The organism is Tepidiforma flava (assembly GCF_027594505.1).
Lineage (GTDB): Bacteria > Chloroflexota > Dehalococcoidia > Tepidiformales > Tepidiformaceae > Tepidiforma > Tepidiforma flava.
This window is the reverse complement of the sequence record NZ_CP115149.1, coordinates 791,228-812,079: the sequence shown is the minus strand read 5'-3', so window position 1 is coordinate 812,079 and position 20,852 is coordinate 791,228. Positions and strand designations below refer to the sequence as shown.

Below are 20,852 nucleotides of genomic sequence, written 5' to 3'. Positions count from 1 at the left end.
TCCGCATCAACGGATTCGCGTCCGAACGGCCGGTCCCCGGCGTCCCTTCGGCCGGTTCGGCCGCTCAGTCCTGCCCCGGGTAGCGCCACGGGCTCGCCGCCTCGTAGGCCGCGCTCACCCGCAGCAGGAACGCATCCGCGAACCGCGGCGCGACCGCCTGCAGCCCAACCGGCAGCCCGTCCGGCGCCAGCCCGGCCGGCAGCGAGGCCGCCGGCAGCCCGAGGAAGTTGAACGGGTAGGTGAACGGGATGAACCCCGCCGGCCCCACCTCTTTCCCCCCGATGACCGACGGCGGCGGCCCCTCCGCCGCGAACGCCGTCGCCGCCGTCGTCGGCGTCAGCAGCAGGTCGTACCGCGCGAAGAAGCGCGTCATCTGCCGGTTGACCTGGTGCCGGTGCTCCAGCGCCCGCGCCACGTCGACCGCCGTAAACCGCCGCCCGACCTCCGCGAACCGCACGAACCCCGGCTCCAGCTTCGCCCGCTGCTCCGCGGGCATCTCGTCCACCAGCCGCGTGTCCCCCGCCGCCGCGATCGTCATCCAGGCCTCCATCGTGTCGCCGAACCCCGGGTGCGCCTCCTCCAGCTCGGCCCCGACCGCCGCCGCCAGCCGCTCCGCCGCCGCCCGCGCCACCCGCGCCACGTCCGGGTCGACCGCCGCGTAGCCGAGGTCCGCGCTCCACGCCACCCGCCGCAGCCGGGGCGCCGGCCCCAGCACTGCCGCCTCGAAGCCCGCCGGCCCGTCCAGCACCTCCGGGTCATCCGGGTGCGGCCCCGCGGCCGCATCGAGGTAGCGCGCAGCGTCCCGCACCGTCCGCGCCATTGGCCCCAGTGTCGAGAAATACCCCCACGTCGGGGCGTGCTCCCCGGCCCGCGGGATGCGGTGCGCCGTCGGCTTGATGCCGTAGCAGCCCGTCATCGCCGCCGGGATCCGGATCGAGCCGCCCCCGTCGCCCGCCGTCGCCAGCGGCACCATCCCGGCCGCCACCGCCGCGCTCGAACCGCCGCTCGAACCCCCGGGCGTCTTCGCCGGGTTCCACGGGTTCCGCGTCGGCCCCCACAGCCGGTTCTCCGTGAACCCCTTGTAGCCGAACTCCGGCGTGTTCGTCTTCCCCACGACCACCGCTCCCGCCGCCCGCAGCCGCGCCACCTGCACCGAATCCGCCTCCGCCACTTGCCCTTCGAACGCCCGCGAACCGTACGTCATCACCAGCCCCTTCGCCGGCTCGAGGTCCTTCACGCCGATGGGCACCCCCGCCAGCGGCCCCGGATCCTCGCCTGCCGCCACCCGCGCGTCGATCGCCGCCGCCTGCCGCAGCGCCCCCTCCGCATCGACCTGGATGAAGGCGTTCAGCGGCGGATTCAGCGCCGCAATCCGGGCCAGCGCCCGCTCGGTCACGTCCCGCGCCTTCCACTCCCCCCGCCGCACCCGCTCCGCAATCTCCCAGGCCGGCATCCATCGGTCCATCCGTGCGTCCCTCCGTGCGTGCTGCGCGCCGCCCGCGCCCCGCGCATTGTAGCCCTCGCGCCCGCCATTTCGGGGCCGCCCGGCCCTCCTCCGCCGCCCCCGCGCGCCCTACCGTCAGCCCCGGGATTCTCCCGATTGCCGGGCATGTCCATCCGTGGTTCCCTCGATGCGGCCCATCTCCCGCGGAGGTCCGCCGTGAAGCTCGCCGAAGTCCTCGCCACCAAAGGCCCCGGCGCCGCCTGCATCGCCGCCGATGCGCCGCTCGCCGCCGCCATCGCCGAGCTCGCAGCCCGCAACATCGGCGCCCTCGTCGCCCTCGATACCGCCGGCGCCGTCGCCGGCATCCTCTCCGAGCGCGACATCGTCCGCGCCCTCGCTGCCGGCCGCCCGCTCGACCGCCTCGCCGTCGCCGACCTCATGACCCCCGGCGTCATCTGCGGCCGCCTCGACGACGACCTCGAACCGGTCCTCGCCGCCATGACCGAAGGCCACTTCCGCCACCTCCCGGTCGTCGACGGCGGCGCGCTCGTCGGCCTCGTGACCACCGCCGACCTCGCCCAGGCGCTCCTCCGCAGCCTCGCCGGCCGCCTCGTCACGCTCGAACTCCGCCTCGAGGCCGACATCGACGAATCCGGGGTCGGCCGGTGACCGCCGCCGTCCCCCTCCGCGTCGCGGTCATCGGCTCCGGTCCGGCCGCCATGTACACCGTCGAACACCTCCTCGCCGCCCGCGCGGACGTCTCCGTCGACGTCTTCGAACGGCTCTTCGCCCCCTACGGCCTCGTCCGCTACGGCGTCGCGCCCGACCACCAGAAAATCAAAGGCGTCACCCGCGCCTTCGAGCCGCTGCTCCACGACCCCCGCGTCCGCCTCTTCGCTGCCGTCGATGTCGGCCGCGACCTCGCCTTCGGCGACCTCGCGCGCCGCCACCACGCCGTCGTCGCCGCTGCCGGCGCCCGCGCCGACCGCCGCATGGGGATCCCCGGCGAAGACCTCCCCGGCTCCCTCCCCGCCACCGCGTTCGTCGCCTGGTACAACGGCCACCCGGACTTCACCGGCCTCGCCATCGACCTCCAGCGCGAATCCGCGGTCGTCGTGGGGGTCGGCAACGTCGCCATCGACGTCGCCCGCATCCTCGTCCTCACCCCCGATGAGCTGCTCCGGACCGACATGCCCCGGTACGCCATCGACGCCCTCGAAGCGGGCCGCATCCGCGAGGTGCACATCCTCGGCCGCCGCGGCCCGGCCCAGGCCGCCTTCACCGCCCCCGAATGGAAGGAGCTCACCACCCTCGCCGGCGCCGCGCTCCGCATCGACCCCGCTGAGGCCGCCCTCGACCCCGCCAGCGCCGCCGAGGTCGAACGCTCGCCCGACCGCACCCTCGCCCGCAAGGTCCAGCTCATCCAGGAAATCGCCGCCGCCCCGGTCCCCTGCCGGCCGCGCACCATCCATCTCCGCTTCTGCGTCTCACCCGTCGAACTCCTGCCGGGGCCAGACGGCGCCGTCGCCGCAGTCCGCGCCGTCCGCAACCGCCTCGTCGCGTCCCCCGCCGGCGGCATCGCCGCCGAGCCGGCCGGCGAGGAGGAGACCATTCCCGCCGGCCTCGTCTTCCGCAGCGTCGGCTACCGCGGCCTCCCCATCCCCGGCCTCCCCTTCGACGAGCGCCTCGGCGTCATTCCCAACCGCGCCGGCCGCGTCATCGACCCCGCCAGCGGCGCGCCCCTCCCCGGCCGCTACGTCGCCGGCTGGCTCAAACGCGGCCCCACGGGCGTCATCGGCACCAACAAGCCCGACGCTGCCGAGACGGTCCGCTGCCTGCTCGACGACGCCGACGCCGGCCGCCTCCCCCTCCCGCCGGACCCCGACCCCGCCAGCGTCGAAACGCTCCTCCGCGCCCGCGGCGTCCAGTGGCTCGATTGCAGCGACTGGCAGCGCATCGACGAGCTCGAGCGCGCCGCCGGCGCCCGCGAGGGCCGCCCCCGCATCAAGTTCACCGCCCTCGCCGCCGTCCTCGAGGCGCTCGGCCGCGCTGCTCCCGCTTCCTGAGCCGTCCCCCTCAAGGAATCCCCCAATCCTGCCGTCTATCTCGGGGTGGATGAGGACCTCGGCCCCATCGCCGCGCCAGTCATCGGCGCGCCCGCCATCGTCATCCCCCGCGGCGCCGCCCCCGGCGGCCGCGGCGCCCTCGTCGCCGACCGCCTCTTCGCCATCGTCCTCGCCGTCGCCGAGGCCCCCTGGGAGTACGGCGACGAGGTCATCATCTCCGTCGGTGAGCGCGGCGCCGCCGTCGCTGCCCTCGCCCGCTTCCGCGAAGCCCGCCCCGGCCAGGCCGTCTTCACCCGCCAGAGCCCCTGGCGCCCGTTCGACCGGCGTGCCTTCGAACGCTACCCCGTCGCCATCGCCGCCGCCATCGCCGCGCCGCCCGAACGCCTGCCCGCCACCATCGTCGACCTCTCGCTCGGCGGCTGCGCGGTCGACGTCGACGCGCCCGGGCCGCCGCCGGGCGCCGCCCTCGAGCTCGAATGGCCCGGCCTCGCGGCGCCCGTCCGCGCCGTCCTCGTCCGCAGCCGCCCCGCCGCCGGGGGCCGCCACGCCTGGCACCTCCGCTTCGAACCGCTGACCCCCGAGGCCGAGACCGTTCTCCGCGAACTGATCGCCGCCCTCGCCGCCTCCCTCGAAACGCCCGCTGCCTGAGCGCGCTACCATACCGGCACCCTCGCCCCGGAGGTGCCGCGTGTCGACCATTCACCCCGACGCCATCCCGCTCGAAGAACCCGCCAGCTACGATTGGCCCGCGCTCGTCGCCTCCCTCGAGCGCCTCCTCCGCCTCCGCACCCCGCCCGTCGGCATGAAGCTCTTCGAAACCGTCGAGGCGATGGAAGCCGTCCCCCGCATTCGCCGCCCCTCCGCCATCCACACCACCGACCAAATCGTCGCTCAGGCTGCCCGGCTCGGCTGGACCGTCGGCATCACCGCCGACGACCTCGTCGGCGCCCAGTGCGGCGCCGTCATCGGCCTCCACCCTCAGGACGACGAGTGGCGCTCCGGCCGCCGCATGGCCGGCGTCTGGTTCGAAACCCCGGAGGACGCGGCCGCCCACCAGGCCGCCATGGACGTCGTCCCCTTCGGCCGCTACCGCGCCATGGCCGTCTCGCCCCTCGCCGCTGGCCGGCTGGACCCGCCCGACATCGTCCTCCTCTACCTCACCCCCGGGCAGGCCATCATCTTCATCAACGGCCTCCAGTGGAGCGGCTACCGCAAGTTCAGCTGGGGCGTCGTCGGCGAATCCGCCTGCGCCGACAGCTGGGGCCGCGCCCTCGCCACCGGCGAACCGAGCCTCGCCATCCCCTGCTACGCCGAGCGCCGCTACGGCGGCGTCCTCGATGACGAGCTCCTCATGGCCCTGCCGCCGGCCTACCTCCCCCGCGCCATCGCGGGGATGGAGCGCCTCGCCGCCAACGGGCTCCGCTACCCCATCCCCCAGTACGGCATCCAGGCGGACGCCCGCGCCGGCCTCGCCCGCAGCTACGGCTGAGCTACAGGCTCCGCAGGAACCGGATGAGCGCCTCGTTCACCGCCTCGGGCGCCTCCTGCTGCACCCAGTGGCCCGCGCCCGGCACCAGCACGAGGTCCTTCAGGTTCGGCACGTGCTGCCGGATGTTTGCCTCCGGCGCGAAGCCCCGCACCGGGTCCTTCTCCCCCGTGATGAACAGCGCCGGCACCGTCACCTTCGCGTTCCGCCACGCGCCCATCAGCTCCCAGTTCCGGTCGATGTTCCGGTACCAGTTCAGCCCGCCCCGGAAGCCCGTCCGCTGGAACTCGCCCACGAAGAAGTCCAGGTCCGCCTCGCTCAGCCACGGCGGCAGCTCCGCCGGGTCCACCATGTTGTCGAGGAACTTCGCCGTCTTCGGCCGCGGCTGCCCCATCTCCGGCGTCGGCACCAGGTTCCCCGAGGCCGAATACAGCAGCTTCCGCATCGTGACCCGCACGTCCGCCTCCAGCTCCGCCTCTGCCTTCCCCGGCTCCTGGAAGTACAGGATATAGAAGAAGTTGTCCCCGAAGATTGCCTTCATCCCGTCCGTCGGCCGCACGTCTCCCCGCGGCCCGTACGGCACGCTCATCCCCACCACCGCCGGGAACCGGTCCGGCCGCAGCAGCGCCGAGTTCCACGCCACCGGCGCGCCCCAGTCGTGCCCCACGATGACCGCCGTCTCCTCCCCCAGCGCATCCAGCAGCCCCACGATGTCGCCCACCAGGTGCAGCTGCGTGTACTTCTCGATCTCCTGCGGCGCCGTCGTCTGCCCGTACCCCCGCTGGTCCGGCGCCACGGCATGGAAGCCCGCCTCCGCCAGCGCCGTCAGCTGGTGCCGCCACGAATACCACGACTCCGGCCACCCGTGGCAGAGCACCACCAGCGGGCCGCGCCCCGCCTCCGCGATGTGCATCTGGATGCCGTTCGTCGAAATCGTCCGGTGGGTGATCGCTGTCATCATCACGCCCCTGCGAAATCTCCGGCCGCGCCGGGAAGCCGTAGCCTAGCCGACTCCTTCGCATGACACAAAAGACCCCGCTCGCCGAGCGGGGTCTTGCGCGTGCTGCCGCGTGGGGCTGCCTACTCCGAACCGGCCGACACCGGCTCCGCCGGCCGGTCGTCGCTCTTCTTCACCCGCTCCATGTGCTCGAGCCCCTGCATGCTGAAGCCGAGGTCGCCCAGCTCGCACAGGAAGCTGCAGTACGTCAGCCGCAGCGCGCTCGTCGACTTCGACGGCGTGTACGACAGGTTGCACCGCTTGCACCGGATCAGCCCGGTGAACTCGGCATCCCGACCGAGGGGAATCGTCTGCTCGCGGTCGTCCGTTGCGTTCATCGCATCGTCCCTTCCATCTACAGTATGCGGCACCCGCCCGCAACGCGCTCACCGGCGCATGCCGACTTCTTTCCGCCCTCCAACATTCCGGCCCTGTGCGCTGGCCCTTGCCGTCCGAACTTCTTCCCCGTAGCGTTATCTCACCGTTAACGCGACAGCGTCCCGCCATGGCCGAATCCGCCGCCCCGCCGCTCCCGCCCGCCCGCCGCTTCCGCGCCATCGCCGCCGAGGCCGGCCTCACCGCGGCTTTCATGCTCGTCTACTTCTACCTCCGCGGCGTCCGGCCCGATGACGTCGACGCCGCCGTCGCCCGCAGCCTCAAGCTCATCCACGTCGAACAGCAGCTCGGCCTCTTCCTCGAAGTCCGCTGGCAGGCCGCCTTCCTCCAGAGCGGCCCGGCGATGGCCATCGCGAACTGGGTCTACGCCTGGGGCCACTACCCCGTCATGCTCCTCATCGGCGCCTGGCTCCTCTGGAAGGACCCCGTCCGCTTCCGCTTCGTCCGCAACGTCCTCGTCGTCTCCGCCCTCATCGGCATCGCCGCCTACTGGCTTCTCCCCGCCGCGCCGCCGCGCCTCATGGCGCTCCACGGCTACGACTTCGGCTTCGTCGATACCGTCCACGGCGCCGCCAGCAATGTGAACTACTTCCAGCCCGGCCCCTTCGTCAACGACTACGCTGCCCTGCCCAGCTTCCACTTCGGCTGGATCCTGCTCTCCTCCATGGCGATCTGGGTGAACACGTCCAGCCGCCTCGCGCGCGCCGGCGCCGCCGCCATGTCAGCCGTCATGTGGTGGGCCGTCACCGTCACCGGCAACCACTACTTCTTCGACATGGTGATGGGCGGCCTCGTCGTCATCCTCTCGTGGTGGTTCGTCCGCAGCCTTGGCGACGTCCGCCTCCGCCGCCTCCCGGCTGCCGTCATCGAACGGCTGCGCTGGTGACGCCGCGCCCGGCGCACGCGCCCCGGCCCGCCAGCGCTGCTTCGAACCCGGGCAGCGGCGCCCCCGCCCGCGGCCGGCTCGCCCGCCGCTGCCGCCACGCCCGCTCGCGCAGCGCCCGCAGGTAGGCCCGCTCGAACAGCTCCGAACACCCGGGGCAGATCCCGTGCGACACCTGCCCCTCGCCATCGGCGAGCACCGCGCCGCACCACGCACACACCACACGCATCTTCCACGACCTCCAGCCGAAATCCGGGCGCACCACCATCCTCCCCCGGTCCCCCGCCCTGCCGCTATCGGGGGTTCCCCCGATAGGACCCCCCGGCCGTAAACGCTCCGAAAACATTCGGCCCGCTCCCCGCAAACGCCGGCTCCGCTACACTCGCGCCGTGGCCCAGTCCCCGGCCGAAGGCCCGCGCGCCCTGGTCGACGAGCTCACCCGCCAGCTCGACACCACCCGCCGCCTCCTCACGTCCAGCCCGGACGACATCGCCGAGCGCGCCCTCGCCGCCCTCGAACCCGAAGCCGGCGCCGAAGCCCGCATCGCCGCCAGCCTCGCCGCGCCGCCGCTGGCGGACCCCGCCGCCTTCCCCGCCGCCCACCGCCTCGCCGTCCGCGCCCTCGAGGTGCTGGACCGCGAAGCGGCGCAGGACGTGCCCGTCGGCCGCCGCTACTGGCGGTTCCGGCCCCTCGCCAGCCTCGCCGCCGGGTTCGTCGCCGGCTACATCACCCGCAGCTACGCGCGCGCCGTCGCACACCGCCTCGCCGTCCTGTACGCCCGCCGCGAGGCGCAATGCCTGCCCGGCACCACGGAGCGCGCCAGCCTCGCCCGCGCCCGCGCCGAGATGGACCGCCTGCTGCCCGGCTTCGCCGGCGGCGGGGCCGGCGTCCCCGCCCTCGTCGCGGGCGGCGCCCTCGTGCCGCTCCTCGCCTCCCTCGGCCAGTACCTCGGCGCCGTCGATATCCTCGCCCGGCCGGTCATCGCCGCCCTTTTCGGGAGCCTCTTCCTCCTCTTCCTCCTGCTCTCCTCGCTCCTCCTCACCGGCGCGCGCTTCGCCCACCGCCGCGCCGCCCTCGTCATGCGCCAGCCGCTCGCTGCCCTCTGGGCCGCCATCGGCGACGCCGGCGACCCGCCCGAAGATGCCGCCCGCCTCTTCGCTGCCGTCGCCATCCTCCTCACCGGCGCCGTCTGGCTCGTCATCCCCGCCGCCGCGGTGACCCTCTACCTGCTCGCCTGAGCTCGCGCCCGGGCCGTTCCGCTTACTCCAGCCCCAGCAGCTCCACCGCCCTGCCGGTCCACGCGCGCACCTCCCCGACCCGCACCGCGCCGGGGATCGCCGCCAGCACCGCCTCCGCATCCTCCTGCCCGACCATGAGCACCATCCCGATCCCCATGTTGAACACCTCGTACATCTCCTCGGCCGCCACCCGGCCGCGCGCCGCGATCAGCCGGAAGATGCCCGGCACCTCCCACGCGCGCGTGTCGATGACCGCCGTCACCCCGCCGGGCAGGATGCGCGGCACATTCTCCCGGTAGCCGCCGCCCGTGATGTGCGCCATCCCCCGCACCATCCCGATGACCGGGCGCACCTCCTTCGCGTACGGCCGGTGGGTCGCCAGCAGCGCCTCCCCGAGCGTCGCGCCGCCCAGTTCCGGCGGCCGCTCCTCGAGCCGGCGGCGCGTCTCCTCCGGCGGTTCGCCGTTCGCCACGTCCAGCGCCCGCCGCGCCAGCGAAAAGCCGTTCGTGTGCAGGCCCGAACTCGGCAGCCCGATGAGCGCATCGCCCGGCCGGATGCGCGAGCCGTCGATGATCGCGTCCCGCTCCACGACGCCGACGATGAACCCGGCGAGGTCGAACTCCCCCGGCGGGTACACGTCCGGCATGTCCGCCGTCTCGCCCCCGAGCAGCGCGCAGCCCGCCTCCGCGCAGGCGTTCGCCACCCCCTCCACCAGCGCCTCCTTCTGCGCGTTCGAAAGCCCGTTCCCCGCGATGTAGTCGAGGAAGAAGATCGGTTCCGCCCCGCAGACGAGGATGTCGTTGATGCTGTGCCCGAGGATGTCCGGCCCGCAGAGGTCGAGCCGGCCCGCTGCCAGCTGCAGCTTCACCTTCGTCCCGATGCCGTCCGCGCTCGCCGAGAGCACCGGGTCCCGGTAGCGGTCCCCCAGCCGGAACAGCCCGGAGAACGGCCCGGCGTCGCTCAGCACCTCCGGCCGCCGCGCCCGCGCGAGGATGCCCGGCAGCCGCCGCGCGAACACGCTCCGCGCCGCGATGTCGACCCCAGCCTCAGCGTACTTCCGTTCCCCGGGCACGCCATCAGCCTACCAGAGCCCGCCGCACCGGGCAGGCGAAGCCGCGCCAGCCCCGCCCAGCCGCGCCTCCCGCGGGATGCCGGCGCCCTGCGCCGGCGCGGGATGGCTCGCCGCCGGCCGGCGGCATCGCCGCGGGATGCCGGCGCTCCGCGCCGGCGCTGGCCGGGGAGGTTGACGGCATCCCCGGCAGCATCACGCTCCCTCCCAACTCTCAACTCTTAACTTCCAACTCCGTAGTCGCGGGGCTCCGTCCCCGCGGGGCGCCATGCGCCCAACGGATGTTCCGGGAGGCGGGAGGATTCGGCGAACGGGGTGGGCCTCCCGGCCCTCCGCGGGGACGGAGCCCCGCGGCTACGGCTAGAGGTTAGCCTCCCTCCCTCCTCCCAACTCCCAGCTCCCAACTCCCATCCCCCGCCGCCGCCGCGGAGCGGCGGCATCCCGCGGCGCCGCCGCCGAAGGCGGCCAGCCATCCTCCGCGGCGCCAGCCGCGCCACCCCGCTTCCACTACACTCCCCGCGTGACCCGCGATTCGCCCGCACGCCACACCCCGGTTCTCGAAGGCGAAGGCCTCGTCCTCCGGCCGTGGGATGCGGAGCTCGTCGCCCAAATGGCCCGCTGGGGCGAATACGGCTTCCCCTACCACGCCTTCGACCTCGGCTGCCTCCGCGACCCCGCCCGCGCCGCCGCCGAGCTGCGCGAGCGGACCGCCCCCGGCCGCCACCGCCACTACGTCGCCGTCCAAGCCGGGCAGGCCGTCGGCCGCTGCTCCGTCAACCTCGAAGACGAGGCCGGCCTGTACCTCTGGGCCGTCCACGTGCCGCCCGAACACCAGGGCCGCGGCGTGGCCCGCCGCATGCTCGCCGTCCTCATACGCGCCCTCGAAGCCGAGTTCCCCGGCCGCGACTTCGTCCTCACCTCGAACACCTTCGCCGTCCGCGCCCACCGCGCCTACCTGGCGCTCGGGTTCCGTATCACCGAGACCCGCTGGCAGGTCGACCGCGAAATCGCCGAGCGCCTCTGGCGCGTCACCGAAGCCGAGCGCGCGCCGCTCGCCCGCCACATCCGCTTCCACGACGGCCGCTGGCAGGTCCGCGCCTACGTCTTCCGCCGGGCCCCCGGCGCCCCGATGGACCTGGCCGCCGCTCAGCCGGGCGGCGAAAGCGGGCAGCGGCCGCAGGCGCCCTTCGCGCAGTAGTCCGCGTGCAGCAGCAGCCCGCCCTGCAGCAGCGCCGCCGAGGCGAACGGCGCGGCCTCCGTCCCGCCGAGCCACCGCTCGAGCGGCCGCAGCTTCCCGTACGTCCCCGGCGACGGCAGCGCCGCCCACGCGGCCTCCGCCTCCGCTTCGCTCCACGCGCCGGTCGCCAGTGCGGCCGGCACGACCGCGTTCACCAGCACCTCGATCGCCGCTGCCCGCCCGATCCCCTCTGCCTCCGCCGCCCGCCGCCCGGTCCCCGGGGCCAGCCCGGCGGGCCAGCCGTTCCCGAAGCCCGGCGGCCACCACCGGTCGATCAGGTGTGCCAGGCCCCCCAGCCGCTTTCCCGGGGCCGCCGCCGGCCGAACGCGTCCGCCACGCGCGCCCGCCCCGCCCGCCGGCAGCGCGCGCTGCAGCGCCGCCGAGAGCGCCAGCCGCCGCCGTTCGCCGGCCAGCCCGCCGGCTTCCTCCAGCAGCGCGGCGAGCCGGAGCTGCGCCGCCGCGTCCGCCGCAGCGCGGTTCGCTGGCCCGAGCAGCGCGCCGGCCGCCAGCGCCAGCAGCACGTCGCCGGGGTGCGCCCGGCAGCGAGCAGCGCCGCCCGGTTCGCCTTCATCCGCAGCCGCCGCAGTCCCATCCCGCGGAGCCGCCCCGCTACATCGAGCCCCGCGGCGCGCGCGAACGCGCAGGGCGGCACGAACCCCGCGCCCGGCTCCGGCGGCGGCCCGAGCACGAGCAGCGGAACCCGCCGCCCGCCGGCGTGCGGCGTCGCGGCGAGCGGCAGGTCGTTCTCCCCGGCGACGTGGAGCGCCACCCCGGCGTACGCCGGGTCCCGGTCGTGCCCGTGCGCGAACCAGCCCGAGTGGCGCAGGTGGACCTCCACGTCGCCCCGCACGAGGTCGCCCTCGACGTCGAGGATCGCATCCCGGAAATCCGGCCCGCTCCCGTCGCCGGGCACCCCGGGGAAGACGACGCGCAGCGCGCGCCCGTCCGCCAGCCGGAGGATGCCCGCCGGCGCGGCGGCCCACGCCGACGCCAGCGCTGCCTCGTCCGCGAAGCCGGGTGCCGGCATCACCGGGCGGCGCGCGCGGGCCGCCGCAGGTCCGCCCGTCACGGCGAATCCCCGGCGTCGTACGGCGCGCGCTCCTCGGCCAGCAGCCGCAGCAGCCGCGCGCTCGCCCCGCGCGGCCGGTGGAGGCCCGTCTCCCAGTCCGACACCGTCTGCTGGCGCACGCCGAGCCGCCGCGCCATCGCGGCCTGCGACAGCCCGAGCCGCCGCCGGAGCGCCAGCACCTCCTCGGCCGTCCAGGCATCGCGCCCCCGCAGGCTCTCCACCGCGCGCTCTTCCACGGCCGGCATCCTACACGATTCCGTGTAATCCCGGAAGCAGGCCGGNTACACGATTCCGTGTAATCCCGGAAGCAGGCCGGGGGATGCCGCGGGCTGGCCGCCCGCGGCGCGGGATGGCTCGCCGCCTGCCGGCGGCATCGCCGCGGGATGCCGGCGCTCCGCGCCGGCGCTGGCCGGGGAGGTTGGAGGTTGGAGGTTATTCCTGCTCCCTGCTCCCTGCTCCCTGCTCCCTCCTCCCTCCTCCCTCCTCCCTCCTCCCAACTCCCGACCCCGTAGCCGCGGGGCTCCGTCCCCGCGGAGGGCCGGCGAGGCCCACCCGGACGTTCGAATTCGAGCGCCTTGCCAACTCCCAACTCCCGCTTCCCGTCTCCCGAAACATCCGTTGGGCGCAAGGCGCCCCGCGGGGACGGAGCCCCGCGGCTACGGTTGGAGGCTGAACGTCGGAAGTTGACGGGTCCCGGACGCGCCGCCTTACGCTCTCCCGCTCCCCGCCTCCCGCCCCCCGTATCCCGTATCCCGCTTCCCGCCTCACGGGACATCCGTTGGGCGCATGGCGCCCCGCGGGGACGGAGCCCCGCGGCTACGGTAGGAGGTTAGCCTCCCTCCCAACTCCCAACTCCCAACTCCCAACTCCCAGCTCCCAACTCCCCTCCCCGCCGCCGCCGCGGAGCGGCGGCATCCCGCGGCGCCGCCGACGAAGGCGGCCAGCCATCCCCCGCGGCGCCAGCCGCGCCACCCCGCCCCTCCCCCTCAATACGCCCGCGGGAGCGGTGTCGGCGTCCGGGTCGGCGGGCGCGGCGTCGGCGTCGGCGTCGGCGTCCAGGTCGGTGTCGGGGTGATGGTCGGCGTCGGCGTCACCGTCGGGGTGTTCGTCGGCGTCGGCGTCTCGGTCGGCGTCGGCGTGGCCGTCGGCGGCGCGGCGGACGGCTTCGCCCCCGAGCCGCTGCCCGGGAACCAGAGCGGCCCATCCGAAAGCGGCGTGCCCGGCGGAATCTTGAAATCGAGGTAGTGCTCCGGGTTCACCGGCGTGTCGTTCCAGCGGATTTCGAAGTGGAGGTGTTCGCCCGTCGAGAAGCCCGAGCTGCCGGTGATGCCGATCACGACGTCGTTGGTGACCGCATCGCCCGGCTTCGCGAGCACCTGGCTGAGGTGGGCGTAGAGCGTCGACCACCCGTCGCCGCAGTCGACGATGACGTGGTAGCCGTAGGCGCTCGAGTAGTCGGTCGCAGCGACGGTGCCGGTGCAGGCGCTGTAGACGGGTGAGCGGCTGAGGCCTTCGAGCGCGAGGTCGATGCCGCCGTGGATGCGGCCCGGGCCGCGGTTCGTCGCCCCGTAGCGGTCGGTCACGCGGCTCCACGCGCGGAGCGGCATCTGGAAGCGGCTGCCGGCCGCCTCGGCGGCCTGCGCATCGGGGAGGGCCCCCTCCGCCGGGAGGTCGACGGCCCCTTCGTCGGTGTGCGCCGCGGGCGACGGGGTGGCGGTCGGCGGGACGCTCGCGGGCGGGCCCCCGCGCCCCGCCATCGCGGCCGCCGCGGGCTCGTCCTCGCCGCCCCCGGCCTCGGTCCCGCTCGGCTGGCGCGCCGTGATGACGGCTGCGATGCCCGCGGCGAGCGTGCCCGCCAGCATCACCCGCGCGGCATGCGAAACCCGCATCGGCAGCCGAATCCGCGGCATCATCCCTTACCAACATCGGCTGCCGCCCTGCCCCTCCACACCCCCGCGGGATGCCGGCGCTCCGCGCCGGCGCGGGATGGCTCGCTGCCTGCCGGCGGCATCGCCGGGGATGCCGGCGCTCCGCGCCGGCGGGGAGGTAGGAGGTAGGAGGTAGGAGGTAGGAGGTGGGAGGTGGGAGGTTGGAGGTTGGAGGTAGGAGGTAGGAGGTAGGAGGTGGGAGGTGGGAGGTTGGAGGTTGGAGGTTGGAGGTTGGAGGTTGGAGGTAGGAGGTAGGAGGTAGGAGGTGGGAGGTGGGAGGTTGGAGGTTGGAGGTTGGAGGTTGGAGGTTGGAGGTTGGAGGTTATCCTCCCTCCCTGCTCCCTGCTCCCTCCTCCCTCCTCCCTCCTCCCAGCTCCCAACTCCCTCCTCCCCGCCCCACCGCCGCTGCGGAGCGGCGGCATCCCGCGGCGGCGCCGCCGAAGGCGGCCAGCCATCCCCGCGGCGCCAGCCGCGCCACCGCCGGCGAAGCCGGCCAGCCACCCCCCGCGGCGCAAGCCGCGCCGCTGCCGCCTCCCCGCTTCCCGCTCCCCGCTCTGCCGCCTACACTCCACGCGATGGCGGCCCCCGCACCCGTCCCCACCCTCAGGTTCGAGCGCGAAGCCTGGGAGGCCGGCGCCGAGTGGGTGGCCGGCGTCGACGAGGTCGGCGTCGGACCGCTCGCCGGGCCGGTCGCTGCCGCCGTCGTCGCCCTCCCCCGCGGCCGCCGCTTCCGCTGGTACGCCGAGGTCCGCGACTCCAAGGTCCTCACCGGGGCCGCCCGCGACCGCCTCGCTGCCGCCATCCGCGAATCGGTGCCCTGGGCCATCGGCTGGGCCACCGTCGAAGAGATCGACCGCATCGGCATCCTCCCCGCGCGCCGGCTCTGCATGCTGCGCGCCTTCGAACAGCTTGCCGTCCGGCCCGGCGCGGTCATCAGCGACGCCCTCGACCTCCCCCTGCCGAACGTCCGTCCTGTCATCGACGGCGATGCCCTCTCCGTGGCCGTCGCCGCCGCTTCGATCGTCGCCAAGGTCGCGCGCGATGCGGTGATGGTGGAGCTCTGCGCGCGCTACCCGGGCTACGGCTTCTGCCGGAACAAGGGCTACCCGACCGCCGAGCACCGCCAGCGGCTCGCCGAGCGCGGCCCCAGCCCCGTCCACCGGAAGAGCTACGCGCCGGTCGCGCAGGCCGCCCTGCCGTGGTGACGGAGCGCCGCCGGCTCGGCGATTTCGGCGAACGGGTCGCCGCCCACCGCCTCGAAGCTGCCGGCATGGCCATCCTCGGCCGCAACCTCCGCATCGGCGGCGGCGAAATCGACCTCCTCGCCCGCGAGGGCGAGACGCTCGTCTTCGTCGAAGTCCGCACCCGCCGCGGCGCGCCCGGCCTCGCCGCCGAATCCGTCGATGCCGCCAAGGTCGCGAAGCTCCTCGCCGCTGCCCGCGCCTACTGCGAGCGCGAAGGGCTCGACCCCGAGGCCACCCGGCTCGACGTCGTCGCCGTCGACCTCGACAGCGCCGGCCGCGCCCGCGCCGTCCGCCACTTCCGCGGCATCGACGCACCCGGCCTTTGACCCGTTCACGAACCGGCGCGTATGTTCCCACCCGCGAATCCCCCGCGGAGCCCCTCCCGATGGCCATCACGCCCGCCGACGACTTCCTCATCCACCAGACGCCCTACACCTTCGACCGCGTCGCCACCAGCGACCGCAACTTCTACGACCGCTACTTCTTCAACGGCTACAGCCCGGATGGCGCCGTCTACTTCGGCGTCGCCATGGGCCAGTACCCCAACCTCGGCATCACCGACGCCGCCTTCAGCATCGTCGTCGACGGCCGCCAGCGCGTCGTCCGGGCCTCGAAGCGGCTCGGCCCGGACCGCATGGCCAGCGCCGTCGGCCCCATCTCCGTCGAAGTCGTCCGGCCACTGCACGAACTCCGCGTCCGCGTCGAACCCAACGCCTACGGCATCGAAGCCGACCTCCGCTTCATCGCCCGCTCCCTCCCCGTCGAAGAGCCGCACTTCTTCCGCATGGCCGGGAACGTGCCCGTCATGGATTACACCCGCATGACGCAGCACGGCGGATGGTCCGGCACCATCCGCGTCGACGGCCGCGAATTCGCCCTCGAGGCCGCCAGATGGTGGGGCTCCCGCGACCACTCGTGGGGCATCCGCACCGTCGGCGTCCGCGACCCCCGCGGCGCTCCGCCCCAGCAGCCCCCGCAGTTCTTCTGGAACTGGGCGCCCCTGAACTTTCCCGACCTCTGCACCCTCTACACCGTCTCCGAACACGGCGACGGCACCCGCTGGCACCAGTCCGGCGTCATCCTCACCCCTTACCCCGATGCAACCATGACGGAGGCCGCCGTCGACTACCGGCTGAAGTTCAAATCGGGCACCCGCTGGCTCGAATCCGCCGTCATCACCCTCGCGCCCGAACACGGCGAGCCGCTCGAAATCACCTTCGAACCGCTCTACGCCTTCCTCATGAAAGGGCTCGGCTACGGCGACCCGAAATGGGGCCACGGCATGTGGGTCGGCGAAGACGCCGTCGACGGCACCGAGTACGTCCTCAGCGACGAGCAGCCGCTCCAGAACCTCCACGTCCAGCAGGTCTCCCGCGTCCGCGCCGGGAGCCGCGAAGGGCTCGGCGTCTTCGAAATCATCGTCTTCGGCCCGCACGCGCCGACCGGCTTCAAAGAGATGCTCGACCCGGCGCCCTGAGCCGCGCGGGCGTGGACACCGCACCCGCCGCTTTCGACAATAGCACCATGCCGATCTACGAATTCCGCTGCGCCGACTGCAAGAAGGTGACCAACTACTTCACCCGGAAGATCGACACCGAGGTGCGGCCCCCCTGCGAACACTGCGGCAGCGCCAACACCTCCCGCATGATGTCGAAGTTCGGCCGCACCTACACCCGGCAGGACATCCTCGAAAAATACGGCGACCCCTCCAGCGGCCGGGGCGGCCCGGAGGACTACCGCGACCCGCGCCAGATTGGCACGTGGGTCGAAAAGAAATTCGAAGAGTACGGCATGGACCTCCCCGAGGAGGCCCGCACGATGATCGACGCCGCCCGCGAGGGCGAGTTCCCCGAGCCTGTCAAAGACCTGTGAGCGACACCGGCCCGCTCGAGCGCATCGTCCCCGAAATCCTCGAGCGGTTCGCCGCCAAGAACGCCGCCCGCGAACAGGCCCTCGCCGCCAGCCGCGTCATCATCCGCATCAGCGCCAACGCCATCCGCGCCGTCCACCGCGGCGAACTCGATGCCGCCCGCCGCCTCATCGCCGAGGCCCGCGCCACCCACGAGGCCGCCGTCCGCGCCCTCGAGGGCCACGCCGATATCTACCACGCCGGCTTCCTCCACGACGCCCAGAAGGAGTACGCCGAGGCCGTCACCACCCTCGAACTCTGCTCCGGCGGCGCCATCCCCGGCCCGGCCGAGCTCGGCGTCGAAGACCCCGCCTACCTCAACGGCATCGGCGAAGCCGTCGGCGAACTCCGCCGCGTCATCCTCGACCGCCTCCGCGCCGGCTCCTTCGAGGGGTGCGAAGCCCTCCTCGCCGCCATGGACGACATCTACGGCGTCCTCGTCACCATCGACTACCCCGACGCGATGACCGGTGGCCTCCGGCGCACCACCGACCAGGTCCGCGGCATCCTCGAAAAGACCCGCGGCGATCTCACCCTCGCCATCGTCACCCGCCGCGCCGCGGAGTGACCCCGCTCAGGCGGGCACGACCCGCCGGATGACCGCCTCCGTGAACGCCATCGTCCCCAGCGTCCCGCCGAGGTCGCGCGTCTTCTCGCCCGCCGCGATGGTGTCGTGCACCGCATCCACCAGCTGCCGGCCGAGCGCGCCGTACCCGCAGAACTGGAGCAGGTAGCCGAACGCCTCGATCGCGCCCGAAGGGTTCGCGATGCCCTGCCCGGCGATGTCCGGCGCCGTCCCGCCCGCCGGGTCGAACACCCCGATGATCGGCTGGTGGCTCTTCGAAAACGCGTACGAAGCGCTCGCCCCCAGCCCGATGGAGCCGATCAGCCCGTACACCATGTCGCTCAGGAAGTCGCCGTATTCGTTCGGGCAGACGATGACGTCGTACCGCTCCGGATTGATGATCAGCTTCGCCAGCAGCGCATCGAACAGCTCGCGCGTGTGGCGCACGTTCCGGTACTCGGTCGCGACCTCGGCCACCACCTCCTCGAACAGCCCGTCCGTCGCCCGCTGGATGGTGTACTTGCTCGTCGAGGTGACCGTCTGCCGGTGCTGGTCGGCGAGTCGGAAGGCGAAGTGGGCCGCGTGCTCCACCGGCGTCCGCTCCATCACCCGCACGCTCACCGCCGAGTAGTAGCCGATGCGCATCCCCGCATCCTCGTACGTCCCGCCGGTGGCGATGCGCACCACGTGGAGGTCGACGTTCCCCGTGTAGTTGCGGCTCACGCCGGGGTAGCTGCGGCACGGCCGGTGGATGACGGCCAGCCCCAGCCGGTCGCGCAGCACCTGGTTCGGGCTCACCGTCTCCGTCACCGTGGGGTACTTCATCGCCGCGCCGAGCGCCCGGGTTGCCTCGATGCCTTCCTCCAGCGCCGCCGGCGAGGCTTCCCGCCGCTCGAGCGACCAGTCCACCGGCCGGAAGACGACCGGCGAGCCGAGCGCCTCGTTCACCGCGTGGATCGCCTGCCGCAGCTCCGCTGCGATGCCGTCGCCGTTCAGTTCAGCCACTTCGCGCATGCCTGCCAACCCTCCCCGGGCCAGTCCTCCCCAGAGTGTGCACCCGAAACCGTCTACGGTGGACGAACGAAATTCCCCGTAACCTTCCCCGTTGGTAGGATTCGGCCGGCTTCCGTGCACCGGCGCGCACCTGTCGCGCCGCACAGCCGGACCACACTCTACCGGGGGACGACATGAACAACTTGCTCGTGGCGCTCGGGGCAGGCGTCATCGCCCTGCTCTTCGCAGCGTGGACGGCCCGCCGCGTCCTCGCCGAAGACGAAGGCACCGAGACGATGAAGCAAATCGCCCGGGCCATCCAGGAAGGCGCCGCCGCCTTCCTCCGGCGCGAATACACCTTCCTCGCCGTCTTCGTCGTCATCGTCGCCGTCGCGCTCGCCGTCTTCGTCGATTACGACGTGCTCGACCGCTTCGGCCCGCAGCACGGCGAACTGACCGACTTCCCGCGGACGGCCGCCGCCTACGTGCTCGGCGCGATCAGCTCGGCGCTGACCGGCTACATCGGCATGTACATCGCCGTCCGCGCCAACGTCCGCACGGCCGCGAAGGCGCGCCAGGGCCTCAACCCCGGCCTCCGCGTGGCCTTCAGCTCCGGCGCCGTCATGGGCATCACCGTCACGGGCATCAGCGTCATCGGCCTCGCGCTCGTCTACCTCATCACCCAGGATGTCCAGCCCCTGACCGGCTACGCCTTCGGCGCCTCCTCCATCGCCCTCTTCGCCCGCGTCGGCGGCGGCATCTACACCAAGGCTGCCGATGTCGGCGCCGACCTCGTCGGCAAGGTCGAAGCCGGCATCCCCGAGGACGACCCGCGCAACCCGGCCACCATCGCGGACAACGTCGGCGACAACGTCGGCGACGTCGCCGGCATGGGCGCCGACCTCTTCGAGTCCTACACCGGCTCCATCGTCGCGGCGATGGCGCTCACCACCGCGGCCGTCGTCGGCGCCGACAAGGGCGTCTTCGATGCCGCCGATGTGAATGCCTGGGATGCGAAGGCGTTCGCCCTGCCGCTGCTCATCATGGGCATCGGCATCATCTCCGCCATCATCGGCACCTTCCTCGTCCGCACGAGCGAAAACGCGACCATGGGCCGGCTGCTCTGGGCGCTCCGCACCGGCATCTTCTCCGCCAGCGGCCTCGTGCTCGCCGGCACGGCCGTTCTCCTCGTTGCGATGGACCTGCCGTTCGAACTCTTCTGGGCCGTCCTCATCGGCCTCGTCGCCGGGCAGGTCATCGGCACCGCGACCGAGTACTACACCGCCTACGAATTCCGGCCCACGCAGAACCTCGCGAAGACGGCCGAGACCGGCCCCGCCACCGTCATCATCGGCGGTCTCGGCCTCGGCATGCTCTCCACCGCCGTCCCGCTCATCGCCATCGTCATCGCCATCTGGAGCACCTACCAGATCGCCGGCCTCTACGGCATCGCCCTCGCCGCCGTCGGCATGCTCTCCCCGCTCGGCATCACCCTCGCCACCGATGCCTACGGCCCCGTCGCCGACAACGCCGGCGGCATCGCCGAGCAGGCCCACCTCGACCCCTCCGTCCGCGAGCGCACCGACGCCCTCGACAGCCTCGGCAACACCACCGCCGCGACCGGCAAGGGCTTCGCCATCGGCTCCGCCGTCCTCACCTCGCTCGCCCTCATGGTCACCTACTCGCAGGTGGTCGGCATCAACGACATCGACATCCTCGACGTCGACACGATGCTCGGCCTGCTCATCGGCGGCCTGATGCCGTTCGTCTTCGCCGCCCTCGCCATGGGCGCCGTCGGCCGCGCCGCGATGGCGATGGTGAACGAGGTCCGCCGCCAGTTCCGCGAAATCCCGGGCATCATGGAAGGCACCGGCAAGCCGGATTACGCGCGCGCCGTCGCCATCTCCACGGACGGCGCCATCAAGGAGATGATCCTCCCCGGCCTGCTCGCCGTCGTCGTGCCGATCCTCATCGGCGCGATCATCGGCGCCGAGGCGCTCGGCGGCCTGCTCATCGGCTCCATCGCCTCCGGCGCCGTCCTCGCCCTCATGATGGCGAACGCCGGCGGCGCCTGGGACAACGCCAAGAAGTACATCGAAGCCGGCCACCTCGGAGGCAAGGGCTCCGAACCGCACAAGGCCGCCGTCGTCGGCGATACCGTCGGCGACCCCTTCAAGGACACGGCCGGCCCGGCCCTCAACATCCTCCTCAAGCTGATGTCGATCGTCGCAGTGGTGTTCGGGCCGCTCTTCGTCGGCTGAGCACCTCCGCGGGTCGCCCGCGTCGCCGTGCGGCCGCCGGTTGAGCACCGGCGGCCGTTTTCTCTAT

At 73.4% G+C, this 20,852-nt stretch carries 24 protein-coding genes; 14 read left to right on the top strand and 10 right to left on the bottom strand.

The features are described 5' to 3' along the window. Positions 1–64: 64 nt before the first annotated feature. Positions 65–1,465, bottom strand: a complete 1,401-nt coding sequence (locus tag O0235_RS04950; RefSeq protein ID WP_270057428.1) for an amidase — start codon at positions 1,463–1,465, stop codon at positions 65–67. Positions 1,466–1,660: 195 nt separating this feature from the next. On the opposite strand from O0235_RS04950, the gene O0235_RS04945 reads away from it, so the two are divergent. The 4 genes from O0235_RS04945 (at position 1,661) to O0235_RS04930 (ending at position 4,999) form a co-directional block, all read left to right on the top strand. Further along, positions 1,661–2,113: a CBS domain-containing protein gene (locus O0235_RS04945; protein WP_270057427.1), complete on the top strand. Its 453-nt coding sequence runs from the start codon at positions 1,661–1,663 to the stop codon at positions 2,111–2,113. Beyond that, positions 2,110–3,510 carry a ferredoxin--NADP reductase domain-containing protein gene (locus O0235_RS04940; protein ID WP_270057426.1) on the top strand — a complete coding sequence of 467 codons (1,401 nt, stop codon included), beginning with the start codon at positions 2,110–2,112 and terminating at the stop codon, positions 3,508–3,510. Before O0235_RS04945 ends, O0235_RS04940 begins: the two co-directional genes overlap by 4 nt. Positions 3,511–3,555: 45 nt before the next feature. Further along, positions 3,556–4,158, top strand: coding sequence for a PilZ domain-containing protein (locus O0235_RS04935; protein WP_270057425.1), 603 nt, complete (start codon positions 3,556–3,558; stop codon positions 4,156–4,158). A gap of 64 nt (positions 4,159–4,222) precedes the next feature. Continuing rightward, entirely contained in the window at positions 4,223–4,999 is a 777-nt protein-coding gene (locus O0235_RS04930) for a DUF169 domain-containing protein (protein ID WP_373324425.1), read from the top strand. A 1-nt stretch (position 5,000) separates the two neighbouring features. Here O0235_RS04930 and O0235_RS04925 read toward each other — a convergent pair whose 3' ends face one another. Further along, positions 5,001–5,954: an alpha/beta fold hydrolase gene (locus tag O0235_RS04925; RefSeq protein WP_373324424.1), complete on the bottom strand. Its 954-nt coding sequence runs from the start codon at positions 5,952–5,954 to the stop codon at positions 5,001–5,003. A gap of 122 nt (positions 5,955–6,076) precedes the next feature. Continuing rightward, a complete protein-coding gene (locus tag O0235_RS04920; RefSeq protein ID WP_270057422.1) occupies positions 6,077–6,331 on the bottom strand; it encodes a hypothetical protein in 255 nt (84 codons plus the stop codon). A gap of 167 nt (positions 6,332–6,498) precedes the next feature. Between O0235_RS04920 and O0235_RS04915 the strand changes: the two genes are divergently transcribed. Beyond that, on the top strand, positions 6,499–7,275 hold the full coding sequence (locus O0235_RS04915) for a phosphatase PAP2 family protein (RefSeq protein WP_270057421.1): 777 nt from the start codon (positions 6,499–6,501) through the stop codon (positions 7,273–7,275). Here O0235_RS04915 and O0235_RS04910 read toward each other — a convergent pair. Then, entirely contained in the window at positions 7,253–7,534 is a 282-nt protein-coding gene (locus O0235_RS04910) for a hypothetical protein (protein WP_270057420.1), read from the bottom strand. The genes O0235_RS04915 and O0235_RS04910 overlap by 23 nt on opposite strands. 127 nt (positions 7,535–7,661) lie before the next feature. On the opposite strand from O0235_RS04910, the gene O0235_RS04905 reads away from it, so the two are divergent. Next, positions 7,662–8,510, top strand: a complete 849-nt coding sequence (locus O0235_RS04905; RefSeq protein ID WP_270057419.1) for a hypothetical protein — start codon at positions 7,662–7,664, stop codon at positions 8,508–8,510. Between the two features lie 22 nt (positions 8,511–8,532). On the opposite strand, the gene purM is transcribed toward O0235_RS04905, so the two are convergent. Further along, positions 8,533–9,582, bottom strand: a complete 1,050-nt coding sequence (gene purM / locus O0235_RS04900) for a phosphoribosylformylglycinamidine cyclo-ligase (RefSeq protein ID WP_270057418.1) — start codon at positions 9,580–9,582, stop codon at positions 8,533–8,535. A 517-nt stretch (positions 9,583–10,099) separates the two neighbouring features. Between purM and O0235_RS04895 the strand changes: the two genes are divergently transcribed. Further along, complete coding sequence (locus O0235_RS04895; protein ID WP_270057417.1) at positions 10,100–10,777, top strand: GNAT family N-acetyltransferase; 678 nt, start codon at positions 10,100–10,102, stop codon at positions 10,775–10,777. Here O0235_RS04895 and O0235_RS04890 read toward each other — a convergent pair. The 3 genes from O0235_RS04890 to O0235_RS04880 all read right to left on the bottom strand — a co-directional run bounded on the left by O0235_RS04890 (position 10,726) and on the right by O0235_RS04880 (position 12,121). Next, positions 10,726–10,971: a hypothetical protein gene (locus O0235_RS04890; RefSeq protein ID WP_270057416.1), complete on the bottom strand. Its 246-nt coding sequence runs from the start codon at positions 10,969–10,971 to the stop codon at positions 10,726–10,728. The two genes, O0235_RS04895 and O0235_RS04890, sit on opposite strands and share 52 nt — an antisense overlap. 119 nt (positions 10,972–11,090) lie before the next feature. Beyond that, complete coding sequence (locus O0235_RS04885) at positions 11,091–11,885, bottom strand: DUF2851 family protein (RefSeq protein WP_270057415.1); 795 nt, start codon at positions 11,883–11,885, stop codon at positions 11,091–11,093. Further along, a complete protein-coding gene (locus O0235_RS04880; protein WP_270057414.1) occupies positions 11,882–12,121 on the bottom strand; it encodes a helix-turn-helix domain-containing protein in 240 nt (79 codons plus the stop codon). Before O0235_RS04880 ends, O0235_RS04885 begins: the two co-directional genes overlap by 4 nt. A gap of 147 nt (positions 12,122–12,268) precedes the next feature. On the opposite strand from O0235_RS04880, the gene O0235_RS04875 reads away from it, so the two are divergent. Further along, a complete protein-coding gene (locus O0235_RS04875) occupies positions 12,269–12,397 on the top strand; it encodes a hypothetical protein (RefSeq protein WP_270057413.1) in 129 nt (42 codons plus the stop codon). A gap of 474 nt (positions 12,398–12,871) precedes the next feature. On the opposite strand, the gene O0235_RS04870 is transcribed toward O0235_RS04875, so the two are convergent. Beyond that, positions 12,872–13,774 carry a M23 family metallopeptidase gene (locus O0235_RS04870; protein WP_270057412.1) on the bottom strand — a complete coding sequence of 301 codons (903 nt, stop codon included), beginning with the start codon at positions 13,772–13,774 and terminating at the stop codon, positions 12,872–12,874. A 311-nt stretch (positions 13,775–14,085) separates the two neighbouring features. Here O0235_RS04870 and rnhB point away from each other — a divergent pair, with 311 nt between their 5' ends. The 5 genes from rnhB to O0235_RS04845 are packed head-to-tail and all read left to right on the top strand — an operon-like array spanning position 14,086 to position 17,534. Then, a complete protein-coding gene (gene rnhB / locus O0235_RS04865) occupies positions 14,086–15,018 on the top strand; it encodes a ribonuclease HII (protein ID WP_270057411.1) in 933 nt (310 codons plus the stop codon). Next, positions 15,015–15,383 carry a YraN family protein gene (locus O0235_RS04860; protein ID WP_270057410.1) on the top strand — a complete coding sequence of 123 codons (369 nt, stop codon included), beginning with the start codon at positions 15,015–15,017 and terminating at the stop codon, positions 15,381–15,383. Before rnhB ends, O0235_RS04860 begins: the two co-directional genes overlap by 4 nt. Positions 15,384–15,442: 59 nt before the next feature. Beyond that, complete coding sequence (locus tag O0235_RS04855) at positions 15,443–16,534, top strand: Rv3169 family protein (protein WP_270057409.1); 1,092 nt, start codon at positions 15,443–15,445, stop codon at positions 16,532–16,534. A gap of 47 nt (positions 16,535–16,581) precedes the next feature. Further along, on the top strand, positions 16,582–16,929 hold the full coding sequence (locus O0235_RS04850; protein WP_270057408.1) for an FmdB family zinc ribbon protein: 348 nt from the start codon (positions 16,582–16,584) through the stop codon (positions 16,927–16,929). Further along, entirely contained in the window at positions 16,926–17,534 is a 609-nt protein-coding gene (locus O0235_RS04845; RefSeq protein ID WP_270057407.1) for a translin family protein, read from the top strand. The genes O0235_RS04850 and O0235_RS04845 overlap by 4 nt, the downstream gene beginning before the upstream one ends. Positions 17,535–17,540: 6 nt before the next feature. Here the strand turns inward: O0235_RS04845 and O0235_RS04840 are convergent, their stop codons facing one another. Continuing rightward, a complete protein-coding gene (locus tag O0235_RS04840) occupies positions 17,541–18,545 on the bottom strand; it encodes an isocitrate/isopropylmalate family dehydrogenase (RefSeq protein ID WP_270057406.1) in 1,005 nt (334 codons plus the stop codon). A gap of 173 nt (positions 18,546–18,718) precedes the next feature. Between O0235_RS04840 and O0235_RS04835 the strand changes: the two genes are divergently transcribed. Next, on the top strand, positions 18,719–20,785 hold the full coding sequence (locus tag O0235_RS04835; protein WP_270057405.1) for a sodium-translocating pyrophosphatase: 2,067 nt from the start codon (positions 18,719–18,721) through the stop codon (positions 20,783–20,785). Positions 20,786–20,852 lie beyond the last annotated feature (67 nt).

Excerpts from the sequence above, each read along its gene's own strand:
- O0235_RS04950 (WP_270057428.1), bottom strand. The coding sequence starts at position 1,465 with ATGGACCGATGGATGCCGGCCTGGGAGATTGCGGAGCGGGTGCGGCGG.
- O0235_RS04925 (WP_373324424.1), bottom strand. The coding sequence starts at position 5,954 with ATGACAGCGATCACCCACCGGACGATTTCGACGAACGGCATCCAGATG.
- O0235_RS04920 (WP_270057422.1), bottom strand. The coding sequence starts at position 6,331 with ATGAACGCAACGGACGACCGCGAGCAGACGATTCCCCTCGGTCGGGAT.
- O0235_RS04915 (WP_270057421.1), top strand. The coding sequence starts at position 6,499 with ATGGCCGAATCCGCCGCCCCGCCGCTCCCGCCCGCCCGCCGCTTCCGC.
- O0235_RS04875 (WP_270057413.1), top strand. The coding sequence starts at position 12,269 with ATGCCGGCGCTCCGCGCCGGCGCTGGCCGGGGAGGTTGGAGGTTGGAG.
- O0235_RS04870 (WP_270057412.1), bottom strand. The coding sequence starts at position 13,774 with ATGCGGGTTTCGCATGCCGCGCGGGTGATGCTGGCGGGCACGCTCGCC.
- O0235_RS04855 (WP_270057409.1), top strand. The coding sequence starts at position 15,443 with ATGGCCATCACGCCCGCCGACGACTTCCTCATCCACCAGACGCCCTAC.
- O0235_RS04850 (WP_270057408.1), top strand. The coding sequence starts at position 16,582 with ATGCCGATCTACGAATTCCGCTGCGCCGACTGCAAGAAGGTGACCAAC.
- O0235_RS04840 (WP_270057406.1), bottom strand. The coding sequence starts at position 18,545 with ATGCGCGAAGTGGCTGAACTGAACGGCGACGGCATCGCAGCGGAGCTG.
- O0235_RS04835 (WP_270057405.1), top strand. The coding sequence starts at position 18,719 with ATGAACAACTTGCTCGTGGCGCTCGGGGCAGGCGTCATCGCCCTGCTC.